The following is a 22,097-nucleotide window of genomic DNA, read 5'->3' as shown; positions in this document are numbered from 1 at the left end:
ACTGCCTAGTGCATTACTGACGTCGGCGTCACCCCGCTCTCCAGCAGGCGCGCGACGACGCGGGCATCAAAGACGGGCTCAAGGACAGGGAGACCATCTGCGGCGGCTGTTGCCACAACGACGGTCCGCAGCAGCATCCGCTCGTCGGCGAGGCTGTCGGGACTGGCCGTGCGGAGCCGGGCGGCAAGGTCCTGCCGCAGTGACCGGGCTGATCCCTCGGTGATCAACCCTTGCTTGTCCGGATGGCCCGCAGTGATGTCGAGCAGAAGGACCTTCCCGTACAGGCTCGGGATGCTGTCGAAGAGGCTGCGGACGGTGCGGTCGGCGACGTCGCCGCTGAGGTTGTGCAGCAGAACGCTCACCGGCCTCAGCACCGCCCATTCACCGCCAAGGGAATACATCCCCGTTGACCCCAGCCTGACCCGCGGTAGTTGACGCATCAGCGCTGCGGCCGTCGGCAGCACGGCCTCCTCGGGCACGTCGCGGCAACGGGAGACCAGACGCTTGAGCGTGTCGTCCAGCAGGTCTTCCGGCACCCGTTCCAGAGCCTCGTCGAGCGCACTCTGGTCGCCGATGCAATCCGCGATCTGGTCGACGCATTCGGCGGGGGCCCGTCTGGACGGCAGCTGGCGGTGGAAATAGAAGTCGAGCACCGTGCTGCAGGCGACTCGCCGGTCCTGTTCCCAGGCCGGTATCCAGTCAGAACCGTAATGGGGGCCGCCGAACAGCCTCTCGGCGGCAGGGAACAGCAGGCGGACGACCACCTGGGCCTGGCCGTTCAAGCGTCCGCTGAACTCCTCCACGAATGCCTTCTCACGCGGTGTCCGGTCCGCGTCGGTCTGGTGAACCGCCTTGGCCGGCGTCAGCAGGTCCGCGGCGGCCGGTAGCATCGCGTGTGCTGCGGGGTGCCGTACACGCAGGACCTCAAGCGCCAGAACATCGACCAGATTCACCTCCGTACCCAGGCTCCGCACGGCCAGTGGCACCGATGCCAGGTACCGCTTCACATCCCGGATGGTGGAGAACATCGGGAGGATCAACTGCACTAACACGTCCGGCCACCGAGCCGCATGGAAGGGCCCGTTCTCGATCCCGTCGAGCGCCTGGGCCAGCCCTTCGGTGATGAACGGGGAGAGCGCCTGTGTGGGCAGCGGTGGTACTTCCACCGACATCTTCACGATCTTCTCGAGGTACGCGGCCCCCCTGACCGTTTCGTCTGTCAGTGCTGACTCCACCACTTCGCGGTCGAAGCACAGGACGTAGACGATGTTCGGGAACGAGCCGGTCAGGCGCACCAGGCGGAAGAGATCTCGGATCTCTTGCTGCGACAGCCGGTCAATATCATCGATGAACACCACAATCCGTCCCGGCAGCTTGCCGAGGAGCTCAGTGAGCTGTGCTCGTTGTTCATAAATGGTCCCCTGCTCTTCACCGAGGAGCTTCGATGTCCCAGTGGCGGTCGCGCTTGCGCTGTTGAGGACGACGTCGGCCCCAGGGACGAACTTCAGAGGTGATAGGGCGGCCGAGTACTTGCCCAGTCGCTCAGCGACGATGCGGCCCGCGCTGGCGAGTTTGTCCTTCAGCCGGCGCCCGTCCCGCAACTGCCCGGCAAGTTCGTCGAAGAAGAACTGCATAAGCTGGTCGGTTCCAGAGAAGAACCACGGATTGAACCTGACGACCTGCACGTCATCGACCGCGTCCAAAGCGCGACAGGCGAGATTCGCCAGCGATGTCTTGCCCGAGCCCCACGTCCCCGTTAGCGCGACAACTGCGCCGTGCTTCGCAGACGTTCGGCGGACTTCCACAGCGAACGCATCAGCCAGGCCTGCACGCTGCAGCAAGGCCTGGCTGGCGTTATCGATCGGGTCGTCTCCGCTGAGGAGACTGCCGACATTGATCAATATGTTGTCCGTCATGCCCCACCGTCCTTGGTCACGAAGAGAGCGAGCGTAACGTCGCCTTCTGACAAAGAGGCGACGGCCAGCCATCTTCTATCAGGTGGGCAGCAAGTCAAACGCCTTACCGGCACGCACCTGTCGCTACTCTCGTGGCAGAACCGGATGCAACGAGGGGAGCATGATCTGCCAATGCCTGACACCCGCCCGCCTGAGAACGTGAGGACATCCTGGGATGTCCCGGAACTGCCCTGGCAGGTGCTGGCCGCCCCTGCGGACAGTCGACTGTTCCTGCTCCCGGATACGACCCTTGACGGCGTCGGTATCTACCGTGAGGACGTGGCCGGCCTGGTCAAGACGATGCGGAATCAGGGCATAGATGTCGACTTCGCTCTGCCGAGGGAAGACAGACGCTATCTCAGTGAATACGGGGCCCTTGAGGTGGTCGCCGTCATCGCTGTGGCGGTCGCGGGCAGCCTCACCAGCGATGTGGCCAAGAGTATCGCCCGGCTGGTATGGCACCGGGCTCGAGCCGCCCTCGGGGGCGAATGCACATCGCAGCAGATCGACTCCGCACCGGTGACGGTGAGGGCCGCTGAGGTGACACGGAACGGGGACGAGGTCGTCATTCGAGGTCTGGAGATCAGCGGCCGGGCCACAGACATCGAAGGCCTGCTCCGTGATGCTCTGTCCGCTCAAGAGTCCACACCACTGCCTCCCGCTGCCCCGGACGACGCGGGGGCGGCGGACAACCCCGAATGAGATTCACCGGACGTCTCATCCGTACCGGCGTCCCCTTGCCACCGGCCGGCGGGCCAGGTCGCCAGTCGATGATGAGGCAGGAGGGAGTCGCGAGCCTGAGACAGTCCATGCGCCTGTACGGACAGTGCTGTCGCAGCACGTCTCTGAACTGGAGCTTGCCGTTGTCAGAGCTTCCGTCGTGGGAGGCCACTACCGAAGCCATCCACCGGCGCGGGCTCCATACCATGAAGGCGCAGCAGGATTACCTCGCGAGAGTATGGTCTCGGGCCGAGCAGCGGTTGCGGAGAGGCCCCCGCGATGTCCTGCGCGCCGAGCCCACCCTCGCAGAGGCCGTGGTGCTGCGGACTTCCCGAGCTGTGCACCGCCAATACCAGGCGATGGCTCGCACCGTGCAAGTGGATCCCCTCACGCAGGTGCCTTTGCAACTGTGGCCCCAACTCGAGGACTGGGCAAGGCAGTCCCTGGCCCGGGCGGTCGACGCCTTCAACTTTCTCGAGGACACAGACCTTGCGGAGTTGGCGCATCAGCATGCGCATCGCGTCGCTGCCCTGGTCGGAGGCATCTTCGGATGCGACGTCGAATACAGCGAGGGCAGCTACTGGGATAGCTGCCCTCTGTCTCTGATGCATCGCAGATCGGGCCTGTCCATCGGATTCACCGCGACGCAGCTCTGCTCCCTGTGCGGTAAGGACCTCGATGAGTGCGAGCATATGCTCGATACCCGGTATCAGCTCAGAGTCCGCCACACTCCGGATGGCAGCTGCAACGCATGCGGGCGGCGCAGCTGCTCTCATACTGACGGCCAGAGTGTTCTTGCCTACCCGCGCCCAGTCACCACCGAGGCGCAGATCCATGAAGTAAGCCTGGTGTCCCGGCCGAGGGACCCCCTAGCCCGATTCGCGAAGATCGAAGTTGATGCGCAGGAACTTGCGCACAGCCTGGGACAGCAGCCGAATGGCCGGGCTGTGCGGTGCTTCCGTTGCCTGCATCCATGCGAGGGGTTCAGTTCACATGATGTGGCAGATACGGAGTGCTCGATGCCACCTTCGAGGACTCGCCCGAGGCGTAGGCATTGATACTGACCTCACCGGGGATTTGATCCACCGCGCTGCGGGGGTCTTGAGCAGCCAACGCCCGTGGGCAGCCTGGCAGAGCGGCATTACCGGTGGGTTGGCGCGTAGCTGCCCAAAACGCCCAACTCACTGCTGCCGACCTGAGTACGGCCAGAGGACTTACTGCCCGGCAGCTCGTCGAGGCGCACTCACCGAGGACACGCAACTTCCCGAAAGGTGGCCGATGACCCGCAGGTCAAGAAGCGGGCAGAGGAGTGGGAGGCTGCAGAAGCGCAGGAGAGCCCCGCGTGCGGCCTCTCGGGGGCGTCAGCATGTGGCTTCTGGCCTGCTCGGTCTCCTGTGCGGCTGGGGCTGTAGTCCTGTCGGTAGGTGCCAGCATTCACCTACCTCCTCGCCGGACTGAGGTCATGGAGTCCTTGCGGACGCTTTCGATGATCTCCAGGGCCACATCGAAGTCGACGCCGCGGAAGTACTCGCCTATCGCCGTGGATCCCTCAAGCTGCTCCAGCGCGTTGAGGGATTTGGCTTCCCAGTTGCGGGCGTTGGCTACGGGCCTCGATATCCAGGCCCGCACCATGACCGTGTAGTGAGCCATGCTGACCCGCTCCAGGGACTTGATGCGCGCAATGGCAGTTCTGCCAGATCTACCGGTCTGCCCCGCTCGTGAGCTGGTGAGCCCGACCTTCAGATCTGGCCCAGGTCCTACGAAACCGAGAGCGTAGATCCGCTCGCCGGGCGCATCCAGGGGCGCGCCTGCCGTCTCCAGTTCCGCCCAGGCCAGTTGGTTAGCCCGTCGTAAGTCGGCGGCAGTTACGTCCGGTACCGCGTGCGGCAGTTGTGCGTACGCCTGCATCACTCGCTGCCGTGCGGTAGCGGCTTCTTCTCGATTCAGCATGCGGGGCAGTGTGCCGGACAGGACTGACAGCCACGGGCCACGGCTCCGAGAAGTGGAGCTCGGCCGACCGGGGCGCGCCGCTCGGCCGCCGTCAACACCCGTTTGGCTGCCGCGTGCGGCGAAGGCCCCGGCGTATGAGGTGCCGGGGCCCTCGCGCCAAGTCAGGCGGACAGGTAGGCGATAGGGCCGCCCGACACTGCGGCTTGCACGCGTGCTCCCAGGAGTTGCTCCGTCAGCGCGGCGAGGGTCGCGTCCTTCGTGAGTACTCGGTACGTGGAACGGTCGTGCAGCGCCCCGACGCGGCCGGCGACCTGTGCGGTGAAGGCGTGCCGTACTTCGGTCGGACCGAACCGTTCGGTCGTCTCCACTCCCTGGATGTCCAGCACACCGGTTACCCAGCCGGCCACGGCGACCGGAAGGATCCCGGCGTTCACGATCGCGCCGGCGTCGCAGCGCCACCACTGCCGGGACGCTTCGAGGAACTGGGGGTCCGAGAGAGTCGGAGAATCTCCGATGAAGTCCCGCGTGTCGCCCGCGCGTTCGGGGCGGGCGGCCGCCGCCGTGCGCAGCACAGGCAGAAGGCCTTCGACTACCCCAACCTGGGGCGCATTCGCCAGCGCTATGACGTGAGTCGACAGAAGGTGGGGCAGGAACTGGCTGTTGAGAAGCTTGCCAACGGTGTTGGGGGAGATGCCGAGCATGCTCGCGGCCTGTGGCCGGGTAAGGGTGTCGGCCGCGACGGGAACCGGGGAGGATAGCGTGATCGCGGGCAGCATGGAAGGCCTTTCGGGAGACGGGACACCCCCGTGCCTGGGGCGCCAGCAAGTGTATTGAAGCAACGCGCTGTGTGTTGCTTCAATACGCGATCGTGGTGGTGTCTGCCGCCCCGGCCGTGGGCTCAACTGCCTCACCGCAGAAGGAGAGTGGCTGATCCTGCAGGGTGCGCGGAGGGGACTCCCGGGCGTCAGGCGTGGCGCATCCCGCTGTTTGCGCGTTCGCTCACTCATCGCGTGGAGATTGTGTAAAGGTTCGCGTGGGGTGACGGGCGGGTCTCGTGGGGTCCACGCCACTCATGTGTGGGGGGAGAAGACACCGAGCAACGGGGGAGTGCGCCAGTGCACCAGAGGCATAACCAGACGCAGGGCGGGATGTACCTGAGCCGGCTGGGCATCAAGAACTTCCGGTCCTGCTACGACCTGAAGGTCGACTTCCAGCCGGGCATCACACTGCTTGTCGGCGAGAACAACTCCGGCAAGTCCAACGTCATCGAATCGCTGCGGCTGGCCACCACGCCCCTGAACCGTCGTGGCACCCGCTGGTTCGAAGACACCGACCTGTCCCGCGGCCGGGAGGGGGCCGAGGCCGAATTCACGGCTACCTACGACGGACTGACCGACACCCAGCGGGCGCACTACATCACCGCCCTCGATGTCGATACCCACCAGGCCAGCTACACCACCACCTACTGGAAGGACCCCGTCCGCCAGCAGATGCGGGCCAGCGTGACCGCAGGACCCGTGGGCGGCCCCGATGCCGAGCCGGCCAAGCGGGAGCAGATCACGCACGTCTACCTGGCCCCGCTGCGCGATGCGCAAAGGGAGCTCGACTCCTCCGACGGCAGCCGACTGCTGCGCATCATCAAGTACCTCACTACGGAGGACGACCAGGAGAAGTTCCGCACGACTGCCAACGACTCCCTCAAGGAACTCACCAATCACGACGTCCTCACCTCCACGACCGGCGCGATCCAAACCCATCTGGGCAAGCTGACCGACTCGGTCCGGGGGCAGAGCGTCCAGGTCACGTTCGCCGAGTACCAACTGCACCGCCTGGCTCGCAGCCTGCGCGTGAAGATGGCCGAGTCCGGGATCGAACCCGCCGACCTCGCCGAATCGGGCCTGGGCTACGCCAACCTCCTGTTCATCGCGACCGTCATCCTCGAATTGCGCAAGGCCCAGTCGGCAGAGCTGACGCTGTTCCTCGTCGAAGAGCCCGAAGCCCACCTCCACCCGCAGCTGCAGGCCGTGCTCCTGGACTACCTGCGCGAACAGGCCGAGGCCTCACCCCGCGACGACCTGCAGGGGCCGGCCGGGCGGATCCAGGTCATCGCCAGCACGCACTCACCGAACCTCGCCAGCAGCGTCGGCATCGAGAACGTCGTCGCCCTGCGCACCCTCGCCGAACAGGAGACCGCCCAGGACGACAAGGGGCGTGACATCGAGGTCCTGCGCCGTAAGACCCACTCACTTCCTCTGGCCAAACTGGATCTGGCCGACAACGAGCGACGGAAGATCAACCAGTACCTGGATGCCACCCGCGCCAGCCTGCTCTTCGCCCGCCGTGTTGTCCTGGTCGAAGGCATCGCGGAAGCCGTCCTGCTGCCGGTCATCGCCCGGCACTGCCTGTTCAACGGCGACGACCAGGCCAAGCAGCGCCGGGACTTCCACGGCGCCACCATCATCAACGTCGGCAGCGTCGACTTCGCCCCCTACATCACCCTGCTGCTCTCAGAAGTCAACGGCTGCCGGCTGCTGGACCGGCTGACAGTCATCACAGACCGGGACCCCGACCCCGAACTCCCCAAGAAAAAGAGCGAGGACGGCCAGCCGGACCAGACGCCCCCGGCCGAAGAACTCGAAGCCACGACGGACGACGGCGGCGACGAAGACCAGATCGGCAACCGCACCAAGGTCAGCAACCGCAAGGAGCTCCTGGAGGAGCATGCTGCCGCCATCGGCGCGGCCGGCCACCTCATCGTCGCGGAGGCACCCCACACCCTCGAGGCCGACCTCCTCACCCCGATGGCCAACGAACCGACCCTCCGGGCCGCCTACCTCAAGCAGCACCCGAAATCGCAACAGCACTGGGGCGACATCCTCACCCACCCCAAGGGCCGAGCCTTCGGCTTCTACCAAAAGCTCTGCAAGCACGCCAAGTTCATCAGCAAGGGCGAGTTCGCCCACGACGTCGCCCTGGCCATCCAGGACGGGGCAGCCTTCGAGGCACCGCAGTACCTCACCGACGCCGTGCACGGTGTCCTGGCCGATCAGCAGGGCGGCGCACAGTGAGCGAACTGCCCCTGACCATCGACCAGCAGGCGCTGGTCGATGCCGAAGAAAGCCTGTTCGCGGTGGCCTGCCCAGGCGCCGGCAAAACCCGCGCGATGGTCGCCCGATTCCTCAAACGAACGGCCGAGGAAGACCGCCGAGGCATCGCGCTGCTGTCCTTCACCAACGCAGCGGTAGAAGAAGTCCGCCAACGATGCGGGCAGCGCACACAAGCCCTCGAAGCACCCCACTTCGTCGGAACCTTCGACGCCTTCATCCACCGCTTCATCGTCACCCCCCTGTACGCCAAGGCGTTCGGGAAGAGACCCAACTACGTGCAACGCTGGCGCGACATACCCAGTGCGAGCTTCCGCCTCAGCCAGATCGGCCGAGCCAAGAACCTGCACCTCGACTGGTTCGACTTCGACCCGGACGGCCGCGCCCACCTGATAGAAAGCCGCATCCCGCGCGACTTCGGCAGCCCCATGGTCCGCGCAGAGCTCCTTGCAAGAAAACATGCAGCGGAGGCCCATGCCTCCCACATCTTCGGCCGCCTCGTCAACGCCGGCACCGTCAGCTGCGTGGCTGCCCGCTGCCTGGCTGAGTACTGGCTGCAGGAAGCTGACAAGCAGCAGATCCTCGCCCCGCTGCTGCGCTCCCGCTTCGCCGAGGTGATCGTCGATGAAGCCCAGGACTGCGGACGCGAGGAACTGCGTATCCTCGCGTTCCTGCGGCAGCAGGGCATCCGCATCGTCATGGTCGGAGACACGGACCAGTCGATCTACGAGTTTCGCAGCGCCACCCCCGAGGGCGTGCGGGCCTTCGCCGACAGCCTTCCCGGCGATCCCATCCAGCTCAGGGACAACTGGCGCAGCACACCTGCCATTTGCGCGTTCAACACCTCGCTGCGGTCCGGACAACGCACCGAGCTCGCCCGCGGCGAAAACTCCTGGAACCCCACCCCCGTGCACCTGGTCGAATACAAGGCGCATGGCGAAATCGTGCCCACCGCCCTCAGCATCGCCGAGCGCAACAAACTCACCGCCGATGACCTCATCCTGCTGTCACACGCCGAGACCCACGGCATGAAAGCCGCCGGAGTGCCCGGCATCGACAACAACACACCCAACCGGGTGGCACGCATCGCAGCGGCAGGCCAGATCCTCAGATCACGAACGACGGACCCCCGGACCCGCCGTAAGGCCATCGACCAGGTGCAGCGCACGGTGCTCGACGCCCTCACCGCCGACCAGGGGACGAAAACGGGACGCGAAGGCTTCGACGCCCAATGCGAACTGGCAGGCGTCGAACCGCGCTGGCTCGAGGCCTTCGCCGTGCGCATGGCACTGCGCCTCGACGCGGCAGACACAACCAGGAACACCTTCGCAACGGACGTCCGTACCTACCTGCGAGACGCAGACTGGGGCGACACCCGCCCTCCCAACACCTCAGAGCTGGGCGGACTCTTCAGAGCTCCGAATGACGCAACGTGGACCAGCATCGCCTCCACCGGCGCCGAACCCCTCATGCGCTTCTCCACCGTGCATGGCGTCAAGGGCCGCCAGTACCCAGGAGTGGTACTGGTCGTCCCCGAACGGCTGCGCACCGACACCGCCACGGAGCGGAACGTTGTCGACGACTGGGAAGGCGACTACAACACCGAGGCCCGACGCGTCCTCTACGTCGCAGGGTCCCGAGCACAGCAGCTGTTGATCTGCGCCATCCACAAACGGCACATCGGCCGCATCGAAGCCGTGCTCGACAAAAACGGTGTCCCTTACGCCAGGCCGTAGCCCTGATTGCCCGGTCCCGCACATTCCGCCAAGCGCAGAGCGACACGCGTGTCGACTCGCTGTCGACGTCGAAGCGCAGGCGGTCACCGCCGGAACCGGCACACGCGGGCGATGGTGCCGGCGTCCGCCGGCGTCACGCCGCCTCCTCGCGGTCCCCGTGGCCCGCCTGCGTGGCCTGCCCCCTATCCGTCCTGGTCGCTGCTGCGGGGCGCGTGGTCGAAGAAGTGGTGTGTGGGGGACAGGGCGAGGCACCGCACCCTGTCGTGCGTGGATGGGGGCAGGGCCCGCGCGGCGAGGAGGACCTGGCCGTGTCCGTCGCGGGCCGCATCGACCAGCTGCCCCAGGAGACGGGTGCCGGTATGCCGGTCGGTTTCGTTGGTGTCGCTCCCGTAGACGGGGAAGTCGACGACGAGCAGCGACGGAATCGGGGCGGACGGCACCTCTCGGGCGACGTCCCGGAGAGCCAGCAGCGCGCAGACGTTGCGCAGGATGCGTTCGCCGCCGGCCACGCTGGAGTCCTCGAAGACGGTGTGCCCGATCACCGTGGTGTAGGCGTCGGGGTCGATACGGGCTCGCTCCACGCCGGGCAGGACGGTCTGTACGCGGGCCAGGAAGTGCTGTGACCACAGCTGGATGCGTTCCTTGCGGCGGGTTTCGCGTTCGTGCTGGGCCACAGTGAGCGTCTCCCGGGCCTGGGTACGCTGCTTGCCCAGCGTCTCCTTCTCGGCGGTGAGATCGAGAATGTTCTCGACCTCTTTGAGCCGCCATTTCAGCTGGACGAGTTCCCCGTCCAGCCCGCCGACGAGCGTCTCAGCCTCCAGGACGCACTGGTGCTGCGGCTGCCAGACATCGCGATCGTGCCGGTCGCGCGCCCTCTCGGCTTCCTGCGTGGCGTCCGAGGCCTGCCGGGCCAGGAGGGCCGCTTCGGCCTGCTGACCCCTGCGCAGCTTGGCCACCAAAGTGGCTGCCTCGATGCGCGCGGCAGCCTCGGCGAGCTCTTCCACCGCCGGGCCGGTCCGTCCCTCGCCAGGCTGCGCGCACTGGCGGCAGTGTCCCTCGGGGCGCTCCGGCAGGGGCTTGCGGCACTCGCTGCAGCTGTCACGCTGGGCCGAGCGCCGCTTGAGCCCGCGCAAGTACCCCCTGGTATCGGCAAGATCGGCCTCCGTCGCTGTGACCTCTCTGCCCGCCAGGTCACAGGCCGCGCGCGCCGCCTTCTCGGCCTGGCGGGCCTGCTGCAGGGCAAGGTCAAGCCGGCCGCGCTGCGCCGCAATGTCGCTCAGCTTCTTCTTCTGGGCCTCCAGACGGCCACGGGCCTCTTTCAGCTGAGCCTGCTTACGCTCCTGCTCGGCGATGATGACCTCAGGCTCGTCCAGATCTCGCTCCTTGCGCTGCTTGAGGAGCTGGCTCAGCAGCCTGGACGTTTTGCTGTAGGCGCTCTCCGCGGCGGTGTGCTCGTCCTCCAGCCGCTGCAACTCCTGGTCACGCAGCCCGAGCAGCACGTCGAACAGCAGCTTGCGTTCCTCGGCGCCCAGACCCCCCAGGTAGTGGGTGGCGATGGTGGCCTCCTGCAAGTACATCGCGCGGGCGAGCTGCGGAAGACCCAGACGGGCCGTGCCGCGGCGGGCATCGGCGATGCCCAGCAGCTCCAGCAGGAAGTCGCCGGCGGTGCGCTTGCCGGATCTGCCGGTGGCGGAAAACGCTTCGACGCGCCGCGACGTGCCGCCTGCTTCCCGGAAGACGACGGTGTTGCCCGCCGTGGTGCGAGAGATGCTCCAAGACACGCCGCCGATCGTGCACCGCGCCTCCAGCTCCTTGAGGGCCTTGACCGGCGGCATCACCGCCACATCGCCCTTGTTCAGCCCCACCACATAAAACAGGGCCTCCAGCGCGGTGGAGGTACCGTTGCCCACCGGACCGGTCACCGCCCACGCCGACGCAGCGATGCTGCGCTCGCGCCACACCCCGTCCGCGCACAGGAATCGAAGCTTGCTCACGCTGACCAATGGCCCCACCGGACGGCCCCTTTGCGAGTTGCTCGGCACGTTGGTCCTGTTCAACGACGTGCCGGTGGCGAGGTGACGAGCCCGAGCGCACTCTGAACACCATGCGCTCTTCGGCGCGACCGGCCGCCCTGAACGCGGTCTGACGGAAGCGGCCGTCGCAGTAGGCATCCCCGCGCGCCTGCGCATGTGCAGTACTCCGCCGAGCCCCTCACCCTCGCGGATGCTGACACCGCTGAGGCCCCTGGGACCGCGATGAATACGAGTACCAGATCAAGGAAGACCGGCAGCGGCTGCTGAACCAAGTCGCCGCACAGAAGCCCTCGACCGCGCCGGCTCCGGCCACTGGATCTGCAACCCGCCCCGCGTCCCCCGCGTCCGATTGCCCCCGCTCACCGCCCGCTGCCTGCGCTCCGCGCGGAAGGAAGGGGCTCGCTCTGCCTGAGACGACTACGGCGTGAGCTCTGTCGCCTGGTTTCGCAAAGGCCGTGGAGCCTGGACACAGGCGGGTATTGCGCCAGAGCTCTGTCCGTTCCTGTGCCACAAAGGAGAACAAGAGAACCGGGAGACATCGGAAGTCAATTCTGTAACTGCAACACCGTCTGTCCCTATGGCAACTTCGGTGCTGGCTTGTAATCTCCTTTCATGGAGGTCGTCTCCGGCTGAAAGCAGAAATCTGACTTCGTGTGGGGGAAGCCGTCGCGACGATGAGTGAATGCGACTTTCCTTGACGCGTTGGCTGTTGTCCCCGGCCACCAGCTGGCGCGCCCGTAAGCTGGTGGCCGCCAGTAAAGGACGCCTGGACTTCGATGCCGCCTGGCGTCGCACACGCCTGGTCAGCCGCCCGGACGAGCTGCCCTACCAGCGCTACGGGCACCGGGCCCCGGACGAGCGTGAGACGTGACAGCACGGCGCCCGGCCGACACGGCCGGGCGCCGTGCACGGAAATACTGGCGCAGGGCACGGCAGCGAATGAGGCGCGTTTTTGAGTCAGATCCACAGAATGCATAGAGGACTCAGGGGTGCGCGGCGAGAATCTTTTGGAAACGCTGAGATCCTGTCGAATTCTGTCTGCATACGGGGGAGCTGCTGTGCCGGATTTTGCCTCGCTGTCTGCCGTGATCGGCGCCGGCCTGACACCCACGCTGGCCTTTCTCTACCAGCGTCTGGAGCAACTGCTGGACCGCGGCGGCGCGCCCGAGCCGGACCCAGCGGTTCCCGCCGAACTGACCGGCACACTCGCACTGCCCCTGCAGGCCGATGCCACCCGGCTCGCCCAGCATGAGCGCGACCTGGCGTCTCTGCGAGACGGACTCAACGTGTACTACCGCGGCGACGCCCCCGTCGCGGCCACCGACGACGCACTGCTGCGCACCCTCGGGAGGGCGCGCAGCCTGCTGGAGGACATCTACAGCCAGCGCCTGACCTTCGCGGGCGAACAACGCCCGGCATCAGGTCCGTTCGTGCGCCAGGACACCGAGCGCGTGCAGGGCGAGCAGATCGGCATGGACGCCGACGAGATCGAAGGCAACGCCTCCGTGGAGCAGAAGACCCACACGGTGGAACGCGGCAGCACCAACATCGGCATGCGGGCCCGCAGGATCGGCGGTCTGCCGCCGGTCTGACTGCCCCCTGCCCCGGCACCTCGTTCCCACCACCGTCCGGGAGGTTCAGGCATGTCCACCGAGAACGCAGCCCCGTCATCCGGCCACCCCGCCGAGCACCGCAGCGACACCCCCGCACCGGCCCCACCGCCCATTGGAGCCACCGGAGCCGCCCCGGCCGCCTTCCTCGGCCGTCCGGCAGCCACTCCGCCGCCGCCCCCGGACGGCAGCCCCGCCGACCCGAAGACAACCCCGGACCGCAGCACGGACCAGCCGGGCCGCAGCACGGACCGGGAAGACGGCGCAGACCACACCAGCCGTCGTGCTGCCGAGCAGCAGCACCTCGAGCGCAACGATGACCACACCATCCCCGGCCTCACCATCGAACAGCACCTGGACCGCAACGACGGCCAGAACATCGGCCTGCAGATCGTCCAGGCGATCAACCGGCTGCGCGGCGATCTACTGCCCCCGGACTGGATCGCCCAGCAGCTCGCCACCTTCACCCGGCCCGACGACGAACAGCAGGCCCTGCGCACCGCCCTCACCCTCAGCCACGTTCTTGTACTGCACGCCCCGGAGAGTGTCGGCCGCTACACCGCCGCCCTGGCCGCCCTGCACCACATGGTGGGCGACAACATCCGCCAAGTGCGGCGCGAACCCGGGGAGTCCTTCAGCGCCGAAGGGCTGGAGGGCGAGAGGACCGGCTGGATCCTCGATCTGCGCGACGAGGGAGACCGGCTGCCCTCCGGCGTGGGCCCCGCTCTGCTGGAAGACGCCCCCCACCTGCGGAAGGCCGGCTCCTACCTGACCGTCCTGACTGCCACCCACACCTGGCGCAACGTCAGCAGAGGTACCGACGTCCTGGCCCACCCGCTGTCCCTCCCGGACCCGAACGGCGTGTTGCGCGCCCACCTGGAGAACGTGGCACCGCCCGTCAAGGCAGACCGCTGGCTCGCAAGGTCCGAGATCACCGAAGGCATCGCGGGACGGCTCCCCGCCGAGATAGCCGCGTGGGCCCGCGCCATCCGCGAGGCCGAACACCTCGACCCGTTAGGCGAGTGCTCCCTCGACGACCTGGTCGACGAGGTGGTCCAGGCCGCGGAAGACTGGCGCACCCAACTGCTCGACTGGCACACCAAACAGCAGGACAGCGCCCACCGCAACTACCTGCTGGCCGCCGCGGTCCTGGACGGCGCCCCCGTGGAGACCGTGTACGACGCCGCCCAGAGCCTGGCCAAAGCCCTGGGAGAAAAACCCAAGCCCCCACGCGGGCAGCAGGGCCTGGGCGTCATAGCCCTGACCGACGCCATCGACGCCGACGTGAGCGACGAAGACACCGTCTGCTTCCTGCGGACCGGCTACGCCGAGGCCGTCGTCGACTACTTCTGGGCCGACCGCCCCCACCTCGTCCAGGACTTCACCCGATGGACCGCCGACCAGACCGGCAACAAGAACCTGCCCGAGGACGTGGCACACCAGCTGGCCGACCGCGTCACCGGCTGGGCCCTGAAATACATGCGCGCCAAGCGCGGCAAACGCGCCACGAACCTGCTGCGCCAAATCGCCGGCCAGTGGTCCCAGTCCCTGCCCGAGCAGGCCCGCGACCTGCTCACCGTGGCCGCACTGGACACCGACGCCGGCCGCCGCGTCCGCGATGTCTACCTCGAATGGGCCCGCACCAGCGACCAGGAGACCCCGCCCCGGCTCAAGACGGCACTGGCCCGGGCCTGCGAGCGCCTGGCCGACGTCTATCCCACCATGATGCTGCTGCGGCTGACCGAACTCGCCGCCCACACCGACAGCAAGGATGTGACCGGCGCCGTCGGACACGCGCTTACCGTCCTGTGGGACCAGCCCCAAAAGCGCCAGGACATCCAGGACCAACTCGCCGGCTGGTCCGGCAACCAGGACCCAGGCCGCCGCAACGCCGCCCACCACGCCTTCCTCCACCTCGCCGCGCGCACCAGCAAGGACGGCGCTCCCGTGCTGCTGGCCACCGCGCACCAGGACAACGCCCAGGCCGCCTGGCAGACCGCCCGATGGCGCGGCCTGCTGCAGGACAGCCGCTCACTGCCCCGCCCGCTCCTGCAGCAGGCCCTGACCATCTGGATGGACGCTGCCCTCGCCCTACCCGACGTGCAGGACCTCGTCCTGACCACGCTCCAGCACGCCGTCTACCAGCCGCAGACCGACACCGTCTACGCCGCCGACCGCTACCTCGCCCTCAGCCACCTCCTCTTCGCCTGGGCACCCGTCCAGCCCCAACACCCCTCCTCCGGCCCGGAAAAGCTGCGCGACCAGTTGCTCCTGGCACTGCGCCAAGCCGACCCGGCAGCCCCGGCGCCGGAGGGCCATGCGGCACAGGACTAGCGGGTGGTGGCGGCGCCAACGCCGCGGAAGCCTGGAGCTGTGCTGCACCCTGGACAGCGAGCTCCCCGGCTACCACTTCGAGGCCCACCTCACCGGCGCCTGGCAGCAGCCTGTCGCCCGCCCGCACCACAACCCCCAGGCCGCCGCGGTCGAATACGCCCTGACCCTGGCGCAGGAGGCAGCCGGCACCGTCCAGCTCAGCCAGGCCGCCCTCGCCGAAGCACGCGCCAACCGCCAGCTCGGCCGGCCCATGGACGTACCGCACACCCCCGTCCGCCTGCTGTGGGCCCATATCCGGCTGACCGCCGACCCCCAGCAGGCCGACCGCGCCGATGCCCTCCTGCGCGACCAGCACCAGACCGAACACCACGCCCGCCAAGACCACCACCGTCTCCAACGCGCCAAAGACCTCCGCGACGCACTGCTCACCGACCCCTCCCTGGCATTCGCCTACTGGTTCCTCGACCACCCGGAGACCGTCGACGAACAGAGCGTGCAGCGCGTCGAACACCTCATCAACGCCGCAGCCTCCTACGCCCCGCATACCACCTGGGTCCAAGTGGCGCGCATCCTCCAGGAATTCGTCCACACCCTGCCCGACGACTCCCGCCAGCACCTCATCATCAGCCTGGCTCACATCCTCGACCGGTACGGCCACACCGACCGCGCCCAGCAGCTGCGTGCCACGGCGCAGACACCGCAGCCCCGGACGCCTGCAGCGTCAGAACCTCAAGGACGTCCGGGGGACTGAGCGACCGCATTCTGAGCGGCGCATGGGCGGCCAGTCAGGCTTGAGACGTTGTTGTCCGGCCTTGGTCGGCTCCGGCATGTTGGCTCAGAGCGGCCCTGGTTCGTGAAGGACGGGCCCGGACGGTTTGACGGTTTGTCTGTCAGGAAGCGGAGGGGCGGGGTGCTGACGGAGCCAGTACTGGAGTTCGCTCAGCGGTCACCGTGGCGCGGGCTCGGCGCCGTGTCGCTTCTCCAGTACGACCAATCCCCGCACACGAGCGACCCGTTGGCCGCTCGTGGTGAGCTGGACCATGTCCGCCCGGTAGGCAGGTCGCATGACCCGCACTGCTCACGCACTGGCCTGCGCCGCCCTCAGCCGCCTTGTCCGTTCGCAGCTCCTCCGTCACCGTCAGGGGCATGGTGCGCAGGGCAGGGCGGGAGCGCAGGAAACCTCCAGATTGGGCGAGGAAGTCGTCGACGTCTTCGGCGAGATGCCAGTCATCCGGGCGCATAGTTCATGGTCTCTGACGTACTCGACGCTGGGGAGCACTCGCCCGGACCAGATTGTCACCGGCCGAGGGTGCTCGGCATTAGATTCGACATCGCGCTGGCCGGTCTGCGCAGTGAACCGATGACCGCCCCGTCCGTATCAGACCGGCTCGCAGCAGCTCTCCACAGCCGGATTCCCATCGAACACGCCAAGGCCGTCCTGGCCAACCGCCTTGGTGTGGACATCAATGAGGCCTTCACTCTGATGCGCCGTCATGCCCGGTCCCAGCGAAAGCCGCTGGCCGACGTTGCCTCGGAGATCATCCAGGGATCTGCCGACCTCGCGAGCCTTGCTCGGCCCGGGCGCAGCTGAACCAACTGGCTGCTGCACCCGTGCGGTGGCGCATGGGCACATCGAAGTGCGCCTCAACCTCAACTCCAGGGTGAGGGCCAGGCGGGTGCCGGCGCAGAGTGCTGAGCTTGTCGAGGGTGTCCGGCGGGTTCTTAGGGGCGAGCCCTCGACCGCACGGGACGGCCAGGGGCGCGGCGTGCAGAGGCCGAGGACGGATGAGGGTACGGGAGCGGTGTGCCGTCTGCTGCTCAGCCGTGCGCCGGGGGGAGCTGCCAGCAGATCTTGCCGGTCTCGTTGTCGTGTCTCCAGGCGCTCAGCGTGCGGGCGCGGACGAGTTGGTCGAGGAGGTCCTCTAGGGAGGAAGGGGCGGTGGCCGTCAGGCGGGTGAGGTCGTCGAGGTCGGTGCTTGCCTCGGTGTTCCGTGTGTGGACGGCGAGGGCAAGAGCTGCCAGCTGTATCGACGGCGGCGCTCCATGGGGCGCAGCCAGCGGTGTGGGGTGCAGGGCCCAGTGGGCGGCGCGCGCCCGCTCCTGGCGGCCGGGCGCCTGGTGCAGGATCGCGGCGTCCAGGATCTGTGCGTGGAGCGACCCGTGCTGCCTGCCGGTGCAGCGCAGCCATGCGGCGTGCTCGAGTTCGTGCCAGGGGGCGGCGTGCGAGGCCAGGCGTATGCCGCGCAGGAACCCATCCGGCAGGCCGACGCGTCCGCGGCCGTCGGCGCGCAGCGCGCACTGCAGTGCGAGCAGGCGGGCGGTGGGGGAGGAGAAGCGGGGCAGTGCCGCGGCCAGATAGGTGAGCATCTCCTTCACGCGTACGTGCTTGTCCGTTCCTGGCCTGCGGCTGCCCGCGCGACGGCGTGGCGGCCGGGGTGCCGTGGACGGCTGGGCGGCGGAGGGCAGCAGGGCGTCGGGTACCACGGCTGCCTGCGCGGTCGCGGCGGCGCACGCGGCGCAGGCATCGGCCAGACGCCACAGGCGCCCGCCATGGGCGCGCATGAGGACCAGCAGTACGGCGCCGGCGCAGCCGCGGTGGCGCGGATGCCACCTGCAGCCCCGCTCCCGGCACTGACAGATCCGCAGGTGCGGCGGCAGTACGTCGCGGCGGGCGTGCTGCGCCAGGTGGGCTAGCACCGCCGAGCGTGCCGAGCCCGCGGTGAGGGGGAGCGGGCCGGGGCGGCACTGCGGGCACACCAGCACCGTGCCCCCCTCCTGCGGCCTGAGTTCCACGGTCCAGATGCGCCGCACCCTCACGTGCGGTGTGCAGAGCCTCATAGGGTGTGTCCCTCCCTCCTGATCCTTGCCGTCGCCGGATGACAACCCGCACACGCTAGTGCAGACCTCTGCCCTGCCGCTGAGGGTGACGACCTGCAGAAATAGGGCAGAGGTCTGCACTGACAGGGCAGGGTGCTGCACCATCGGATGGTGGGGTGACGATCTTCCCGCCCGACCCCAACCTCACCGCGCTGCGCCTGGAGCTGGCGCGCCTGAGGGCCGAGCGAGGATTCACCTACGACGAACTGGCCGACCGCAGTGGCCTGGCCAGGCGCACCCTCATCGAGATCGAACAGGGGCGCACCATCGGCAGCCTGAAAACATGGCACGCCCTCGCCCACGCCCTCGACGTCCCCGTCGACCACCTGCTGGGCACCCTCTGCGACGGCCACACCCCGCCCGGCGCCTGACACGTCCGGACCGCCCCGCCGTCCCGCGGCCGCCGGGAACGCACCACCCGGACGGGTCACCGCAATAGAACGCACACTCCCATCCTCGCGCGGAAGTTCGTATCCGCTGCGCCATCCGCAGGACACACCCGCCACGAGCCCCGCGCCCGCGGCGCGCCGCCTGGCACGTTCCCTCCCATGTGCCCCCACCCCCCGCCCGTGGCCTGCCGCTGGGACGGCAGTCCACTCGGCTCCCGCCGTCACCGCTCGCTGCGCGTTTCGGCAAACAGCCCCAGCCGCCTGCTGCGCACCGGACAGACCAGCCGCTGCCGCGCGTGCGGCAACCGCATCGAGTGGTACCAGCGCGACAATCACCGGCCCGTCAGTCTGCACCCGTACGAAGTCGCCACCAGCACCGTCCCGGCCTCCTGCCGCTGGCACCTGAGTGGAGGCATCGCCTATCGCCATGGCGACGGCAGTACTTGGTGCCGCATCCCGCACGCCGTCCTGTGCCCCAGCCGCCGCACTCCCACCACGCGCCTCACTCCCCGTCTGGCCGAGGCGCGCCGCCAACTCGCTGTGCGCACCCGCACCCTGATCGACGCCGGCCTCTTCACTCCAGCCGCACCGGCGTCCCCACACCCGCCGCCCCAGGCATCTACGGCCTGTGCCATCACCCGGCCCGTCGTGCAGTTCCTCTACACCCGCTACCTCGCCGCGCACCCCCTCGAAGCCATCCGGTGCGTGGCCCAGACCCGCACCCGCTACCGCTGCCCGCGCCCCGTCCTCGACACCGCCGCCCCGACCGGCACCTGGACCCTCCGGCCCGCCGGCCCCGTGCACGGGCAACTGGCGCTGCCCGACGGGCTTATGGCCCTCTACGACCTCACCCACCTGCCCTACGCCGAGCAACTGCGCTGGCGGGCCCAGCGCTGCACCGCCCACGCCGGCGCCCTCGGCGCCGCCGACCTCGCCCTGACCCAATGGCAGACCTTCGACCCCCTGATCCACCACTCCCACATTCGCCCCCGCTTGCCTGGCGCCGCTCCCAACGGCGGCTGCGGGGCCCGGCCGTGATGCACCATGCCTTGGAGATCACCCTGACCCGGGTGCTCACTGAGGCTGAGCTTCATCGGGCCGCCCGCACGGTGCCGCTGGCCGCCAGCCACGACGCCACCCGCCTCATGGCCGTCGTCCGCGCGAAGACCCCCCACCGGGCGCTGCACCGCCTGCGCCGCCGCCTCGATCCGCTGCTGCCCATCGACGTGATCAGCACCCACTACCCCGACCCCCAGAACCACACCCTGCTCAACATCGCCTTCCCGCCCGCCGTACACGACAGCATCCGCCGGGCGGCCACGGCGCGCGGCCAAGCCCCGCACACCTTCGTCGAGCAGACGCTGAGTCAGGCCGTGGCCCGTCAGACTCGGAACGAAGCCGACTACCTCGACCTCACCCTGCACGCCCTGCTCACCCGCACGTCCACGGCCCAGCTCCTGGCAGCTCTGGGACGCGCCCTGACCACCGGAGCACACTCGTGCTGAACCCCACCGACGAACAGACCGCCGCGGCCGACGCCTTCCACGCCGGCGCCCACCTGGTCCTGCAGGCCGGCGCCGGAACCGGCAAGACCACCACCCTGGCCCTGCTCGCCAAGTCCACCCCGCGCCGCGGCCGCTACCTCGCCTACAACCGGGCCATCGCCCAGGACGCAGCCGCCCGCTTCCCGACCACCGTCACCTGCAAGACCGCCCACTCGCTGGCCTACGCCGCCGTCGGCCACCGCTACCACCGCCGCCTGAACGCCCCCCGACGCCCCGGCTGGCAGGCCGGCCAGGCCCTGGGCATCACCAAAATGATCCGCATCGGCGACCGCGACCTGACCCCCACCGCCCTCTCCTACGCCACCCTGCGCACCATCACCCGCTTCTGCCACTCCGCCGACCCCGCCCTCACCCAGCATCACGTACCCCGCCTGCGCGGCCTGGAAGACCTCGGCTACCACCGCGAACTCGCCACACACGTCCTCCCGTTCGCCCGCAGAGCCTGGGCCGATCTGCAGCACCCCGACGACGGCGCCGTGCGCTTCGACCATGACCATTACCTCAAACTCTGGTCCCTGACCTCCCCGAAGATCCAGGCGGACTTCCTGCTGCTGGATGAGGCCCAGGACACCAATCCCGTCGTCGAGCACATCTTCAACAGCCAGCGCGACCACACTCAGCTGGTGATGGTCGGCGACTCCGCCCAGGCCATCTACCAATGGCGCGGCGCCAAGGACGTCATGACCGCCTTCGACGGCACTCGGCTCGTCCTGTCGCAGTCCTTCCGCTTCGGCCCGCGCCTGGCCGCAGAGGCCAACCGGTGGCTGGCCCTGGCCGACGCCCCTCTCCGGCTGAAGGGCACCCCGCAGGTGTTCACCGAACTCGGCCCAGTTGAACGGCCCGACGCCGTCCTGTGCCGCACCAACGTCGGCGCCATGACCCAAGTCATGCAGCTGCTGGCCGCCGGACTCAATGTCGCTCTGGCCGGGGGAGGAGCCAGCCTGCGCGCCCTGGCACAGGCCGCCGACGACCTCAAGGAAGGGCGCCGCACCCACCACCCCGAACTCGTGCTCTTCCCCACCTGGGGAGAGCTGCAGGACTACGCCGCCCACGACCCCGCAGGACGCGACCTGCAGCCCCTGGTCGACCTGGTCGACACCCACGGCACCGACACCATCCTCGCCGCTGTCGCCCAACTCACCGCCGAAGAGGCGGCCGAGGTGACCGTCTCCACCGCCCACAAGGCCAAAGGGCGCGAATGGCCCTGCGTGAAGATTGCTGAGGACTTCACTCCGCCCAAGGACAGCGACGAGCGCGACGCGACGGGCAACCCTGTACCTGGTCCGGTCGATGACGGTGAAGCGCGCCTTGCCTATGTCGCTGTCACCCGCACCCGTACCCGGCTCGATATCGGAGGACTGTCCTGGATCAACCACCACCCTGCGGGCCTGCCGTCATGCGCCGCCTTGGAGCTACAGCGCTGAGGACAGCTCGATGGAGCGGAAAAGATCGCGATGCCCGGCAGCCGCCATCCTCAGAGGAGTGGACCAGCCGCCTGCCTGATGGGTGACAGCCGGCTGAACGAGGGGGTGTGGTGTCCGTGGCGTTCCGCAGGACTCGCTAGCGGCTGTGGAGCTGCGTGTACTGGGCGGCGCGGGCGCTGTCGGGATTCACCGAGCGCATAGTGCCGATGAGACATGAGCGCAGCACATTGATGTCGGTGATCTCGCCGGAGCCGAGGAACCAGGGCAGCGAAACGCCTGGCACGGCAAGGCAGCGACGAGAGGATGAACGAGTGCGGCAGGACCGTGCTCGCCGTCACGGACGAACCCGCCGACGGAGCTCGCCCTCCAGCCGTGTATCAGGAGCAAGATGGTGGCGAGG

The 22,097-nt window shown here is 68.3% G+C and carries 18 protein-coding genes; 12 read left to right on the top strand and 6 right to left on the bottom strand.

The annotated features are described in order from the left end of the window. Nucleotides 1–5: 5 nt before the first annotated feature. Nucleotides 6–1,916 carry a KAP family NTPase gene (locus B9S57_RS09045; protein ID WP_258036312.1) on the bottom strand — a complete coding sequence of 637 codons (1,911 nt, stop codon included), beginning with the start codon at nt 1,914–1,916 and terminating at the stop codon, nt 6–8. A gap of 171 nt (nt 1,917–2,087) precedes the next feature. Between B9S57_RS09045 and B9S57_RS09040 the strand changes: the two genes are divergently transcribed. Next, nucleotides 2,088–2,657 carry a hypothetical protein gene (locus B9S57_RS09040; RefSeq protein ID WP_103515010.1) on the top strand — a complete coding sequence of 190 codons (570 nt, stop codon included), beginning with the start codon at nt 2,088–2,090 and terminating at the stop codon, nt 2,655–2,657. A gap of 1,452 nt (nt 2,658–4,109) precedes the next feature. Here the strand turns inward: B9S57_RS09040 and B9S57_RS34145 are convergent. Together B9S57_RS34145 and B9S57_RS09025 are read right to left on the bottom strand one after the other, a co-directional pair. After that, the gene (locus B9S57_RS34145; RefSeq protein WP_146057737.1) at nt 4,110–4,625 is read right to left on the bottom strand and encodes a hypothetical protein; all 516 of its coding nucleotides are present in this window, start codon (nt 4,623–4,625) and stop codon (nt 4,110–4,112) included. A gap of 161 nt (nt 4,626–4,786) precedes the next feature. Continuing rightward, complete coding sequence (locus B9S57_RS09025; protein WP_146057736.1) at nt 4,787–5,401, bottom strand: hypothetical protein; 615 nt, start codon at nt 5,399–5,401, stop codon at nt 4,787–4,789. Between the two features lie 339 nt (nt 5,402–5,740). Here B9S57_RS09025 and B9S57_RS09020 point away from each other — a divergent pair, with 339 nt between their 5' ends. Then, complete coding sequence (locus tag B9S57_RS09020; RefSeq protein WP_219818556.1) at nt 5,741–7,693, top strand: ATP-dependent endonuclease; 1,953 nt, start codon at nt 5,741–5,743, stop codon at nt 7,691–7,693. Beyond that, on the top strand, nt 7,690–9,465 hold the full coding sequence (locus B9S57_RS09015) for an ATP-dependent helicase (protein ID WP_181011283.1): 1,776 nt from the start codon (nt 7,690–7,692) through the stop codon (nt 9,463–9,465). The genes B9S57_RS09020 and B9S57_RS09015 overlap by 4 nt, the downstream gene beginning before the upstream one ends. Nucleotides 9,466–9,647: 182 nt before the next feature. On the opposite strand, the gene B9S57_RS09010 is transcribed toward B9S57_RS09015, so the two are convergent. Further along, complete coding sequence (locus tag B9S57_RS09010; protein WP_181011282.1) at nt 9,648–11,459, bottom strand: hypothetical protein; 1,812 nt, start codon at nt 11,457–11,459, stop codon at nt 9,648–9,650. A 721-nt stretch (nt 11,460–12,180) separates the two neighbouring features. On the opposite strand from B9S57_RS09010, the gene B9S57_RS34140 reads away from it, so the two are divergent. From B9S57_RS34140 to B9S57_RS08985, 5 genes are all read left to right on the top strand, one after another. Beyond that, the gene (locus B9S57_RS34140) at nt 12,181–12,369 is read left to right on the top strand and encodes a hypothetical protein (protein ID WP_146057734.1); all 189 of its coding nucleotides are present in this window, start codon (nt 12,181–12,183) and stop codon (nt 12,367–12,369) included. 187 nt (nt 12,370–12,556) lie between these two features. Then, entirely contained in the window at nt 12,557–13,090 is a 534-nt protein-coding gene (locus B9S57_RS09005) for a hypothetical protein (protein ID WP_181011281.1), read from the top strand. Between the two features lie 51 nt (nt 13,091–13,141). After that, the gene (locus tag B9S57_RS09000; RefSeq protein ID WP_103515004.1) at nt 13,142–15,442 is read left to right on the top strand and encodes a hypothetical protein; all 2,301 of its coding nucleotides are present in this window, start codon (nt 13,142–13,144) and stop codon (nt 15,440–15,442) included. Beyond that, the gene (locus tag B9S57_RS08995; RefSeq protein ID WP_103515003.1) at nt 15,426–16,193 is read left to right on the top strand and encodes a hypothetical protein; all 768 of its coding nucleotides are present in this window, start codon (nt 15,426–15,428) and stop codon (nt 16,191–16,193) included. Before B9S57_RS09000 ends, B9S57_RS08995 begins: the two co-directional genes overlap by 17 nt. A gap of 558 nt (nt 16,194–16,751) precedes the next feature. After that, nucleotides 16,752–17,033: an ANTAR domain-containing protein gene (locus tag B9S57_RS08985; protein ID WP_181011280.1), complete on the top strand. Its 282-nt coding sequence runs from the start codon at nt 16,752–16,754 to the stop codon at nt 17,031–17,033. Between the two features lie 227 nt (nt 17,034–17,260). Here the strand turns inward: B9S57_RS08985 and B9S57_RS08980 are convergent, their stop codons facing one another. Then, nucleotides 17,261–18,280 (bottom strand): hypothetical protein, encoded by a 1,020-nt coding sequence (locus B9S57_RS08980; protein WP_103515001.1) that lies wholly within the window; start codon nt 18,278–18,280, stop codon nt 17,261–17,263. Nucleotides 18,281–18,435: 155 nt separating this feature from the next. On the opposite strand from B9S57_RS08980, the gene B9S57_RS08975 reads away from it, so the two are divergent. The 4 genes from B9S57_RS08975 (at nt 18,436) to B9S57_RS08960 (ending at nt 21,697) form a co-directional block, all read left to right on the top strand. After that, entirely contained in the window at nt 18,436–18,690 is a 255-nt protein-coding gene (locus B9S57_RS08975; protein ID WP_103515000.1) for a helix-turn-helix transcriptional regulator, read from the top strand. Between the two features lie 177 nt (nt 18,691–18,867). Beyond that, nucleotides 18,868–19,746, top strand: coding sequence for a DUF6083 domain-containing protein (locus tag B9S57_RS08970; RefSeq protein WP_103514999.1), 879 nt, complete (start codon nt 18,868–18,870; stop codon nt 19,744–19,746). Between the two features lie 32 nt (nt 19,747–19,778). Further along, entirely contained in the window at nt 19,779–20,213 is a 435-nt protein-coding gene (locus B9S57_RS08965; protein WP_308457387.1) for a hypothetical protein, read from the top strand. Continuing rightward, on the top strand, nt 20,210–21,697 hold the full coding sequence (locus tag B9S57_RS08960) for a UvrD-helicase domain-containing protein (RefSeq protein WP_103515279.1): 1,488 nt from the start codon (nt 20,210–20,212) through the stop codon (nt 21,695–21,697). Before B9S57_RS08965 ends, B9S57_RS08960 begins: the two co-directional genes overlap by 4 nt. A 136-nt stretch (nt 21,698–21,833) precedes the next feature. On the opposite strand, the gene B9S57_RS34370 is transcribed toward B9S57_RS08960, so the two are convergent. Beyond that, nucleotides 21,834–21,980: a hypothetical protein gene (locus tag B9S57_RS34370; protein ID WP_181011279.1), complete on the bottom strand. Its 147-nt coding sequence runs from the start codon at nt 21,978–21,980 to the stop codon at nt 21,834–21,836. Between the last annotated feature and the right edge of the window lie 117 nt (nt 21,981–22,097).

This window comes from Streptomyces sp. SM10, assembly GCF_002910915.1.
GTDB lineage: Bacteria > Actinomycetota > Actinomycetes > Streptomycetales > Streptomycetaceae > Streptomyces.
Note: the sequence above shows the minus strand (reverse complement) of the source record. Positions and strands in the feature narration are given on the sequence as shown.

What these genes read in the sequence shown, in the direction of transcription:
- B9S57_RS34145 (WP_146057737.1), bottom strand. Translation starts at nt 4,625, where the DNA reads ATGCTGAATCGAGAAGAAGCCGCTACCGCACGGCAGCGAGTGATGCAG.
- B9S57_RS09040 (WP_103515010.1), top strand. Translation starts at nt 2,088, where the DNA reads ATGCCTGACACCCGCCCGCCTGAGAACGTGAGGACATCCTGGGATGTC.
- B9S57_RS08980 (WP_103515001.1), bottom strand. Translation starts at nt 18,280, where the DNA reads ATGAGGCTCTGCACACCGCACGTGAGGGTGCGGCGCATCTGGACCGTG.
- B9S57_RS34140 (WP_146057734.1), top strand. Translation starts at nt 12,181, where the DNA reads ATGCGACTTTCCTTGACGCGTTGGCTGTTGTCCCCGGCCACCAGCTGG.
- B9S57_RS09045 (WP_258036312.1), bottom strand. Translation starts at nt 1,916, where the DNA reads ATGACGGACAACATATTGATCAATGTCGGCAGTCTCCTCAGCGGAGAC.
- B9S57_RS09025 (WP_146057736.1), bottom strand. Translation starts at nt 5,401, where the DNA reads ATGCTGCCCGCGATCACGCTATCCTCCCCGGTTCCCGTCGCGGCCGAC.
- B9S57_RS08995 (WP_103515003.1), top strand. Translation starts at nt 15,426, where the DNA reads ATGCGGCACAGGACTAGCGGGTGGTGGCGGCGCCAACGCCGCGGAAGC.
- B9S57_RS08970 (WP_103514999.1), top strand. Translation starts at nt 18,868, where the DNA reads ATGTGCCCCCACCCCCCGCCCGTGGCCTGCCGCTGGGACGGCAGTCCA.
- B9S57_RS09000 (WP_103515004.1), top strand. Translation starts at nt 13,142, where the DNA reads ATGTCCACCGAGAACGCAGCCCCGTCATCCGGCCACCCCGCCGAGCAC.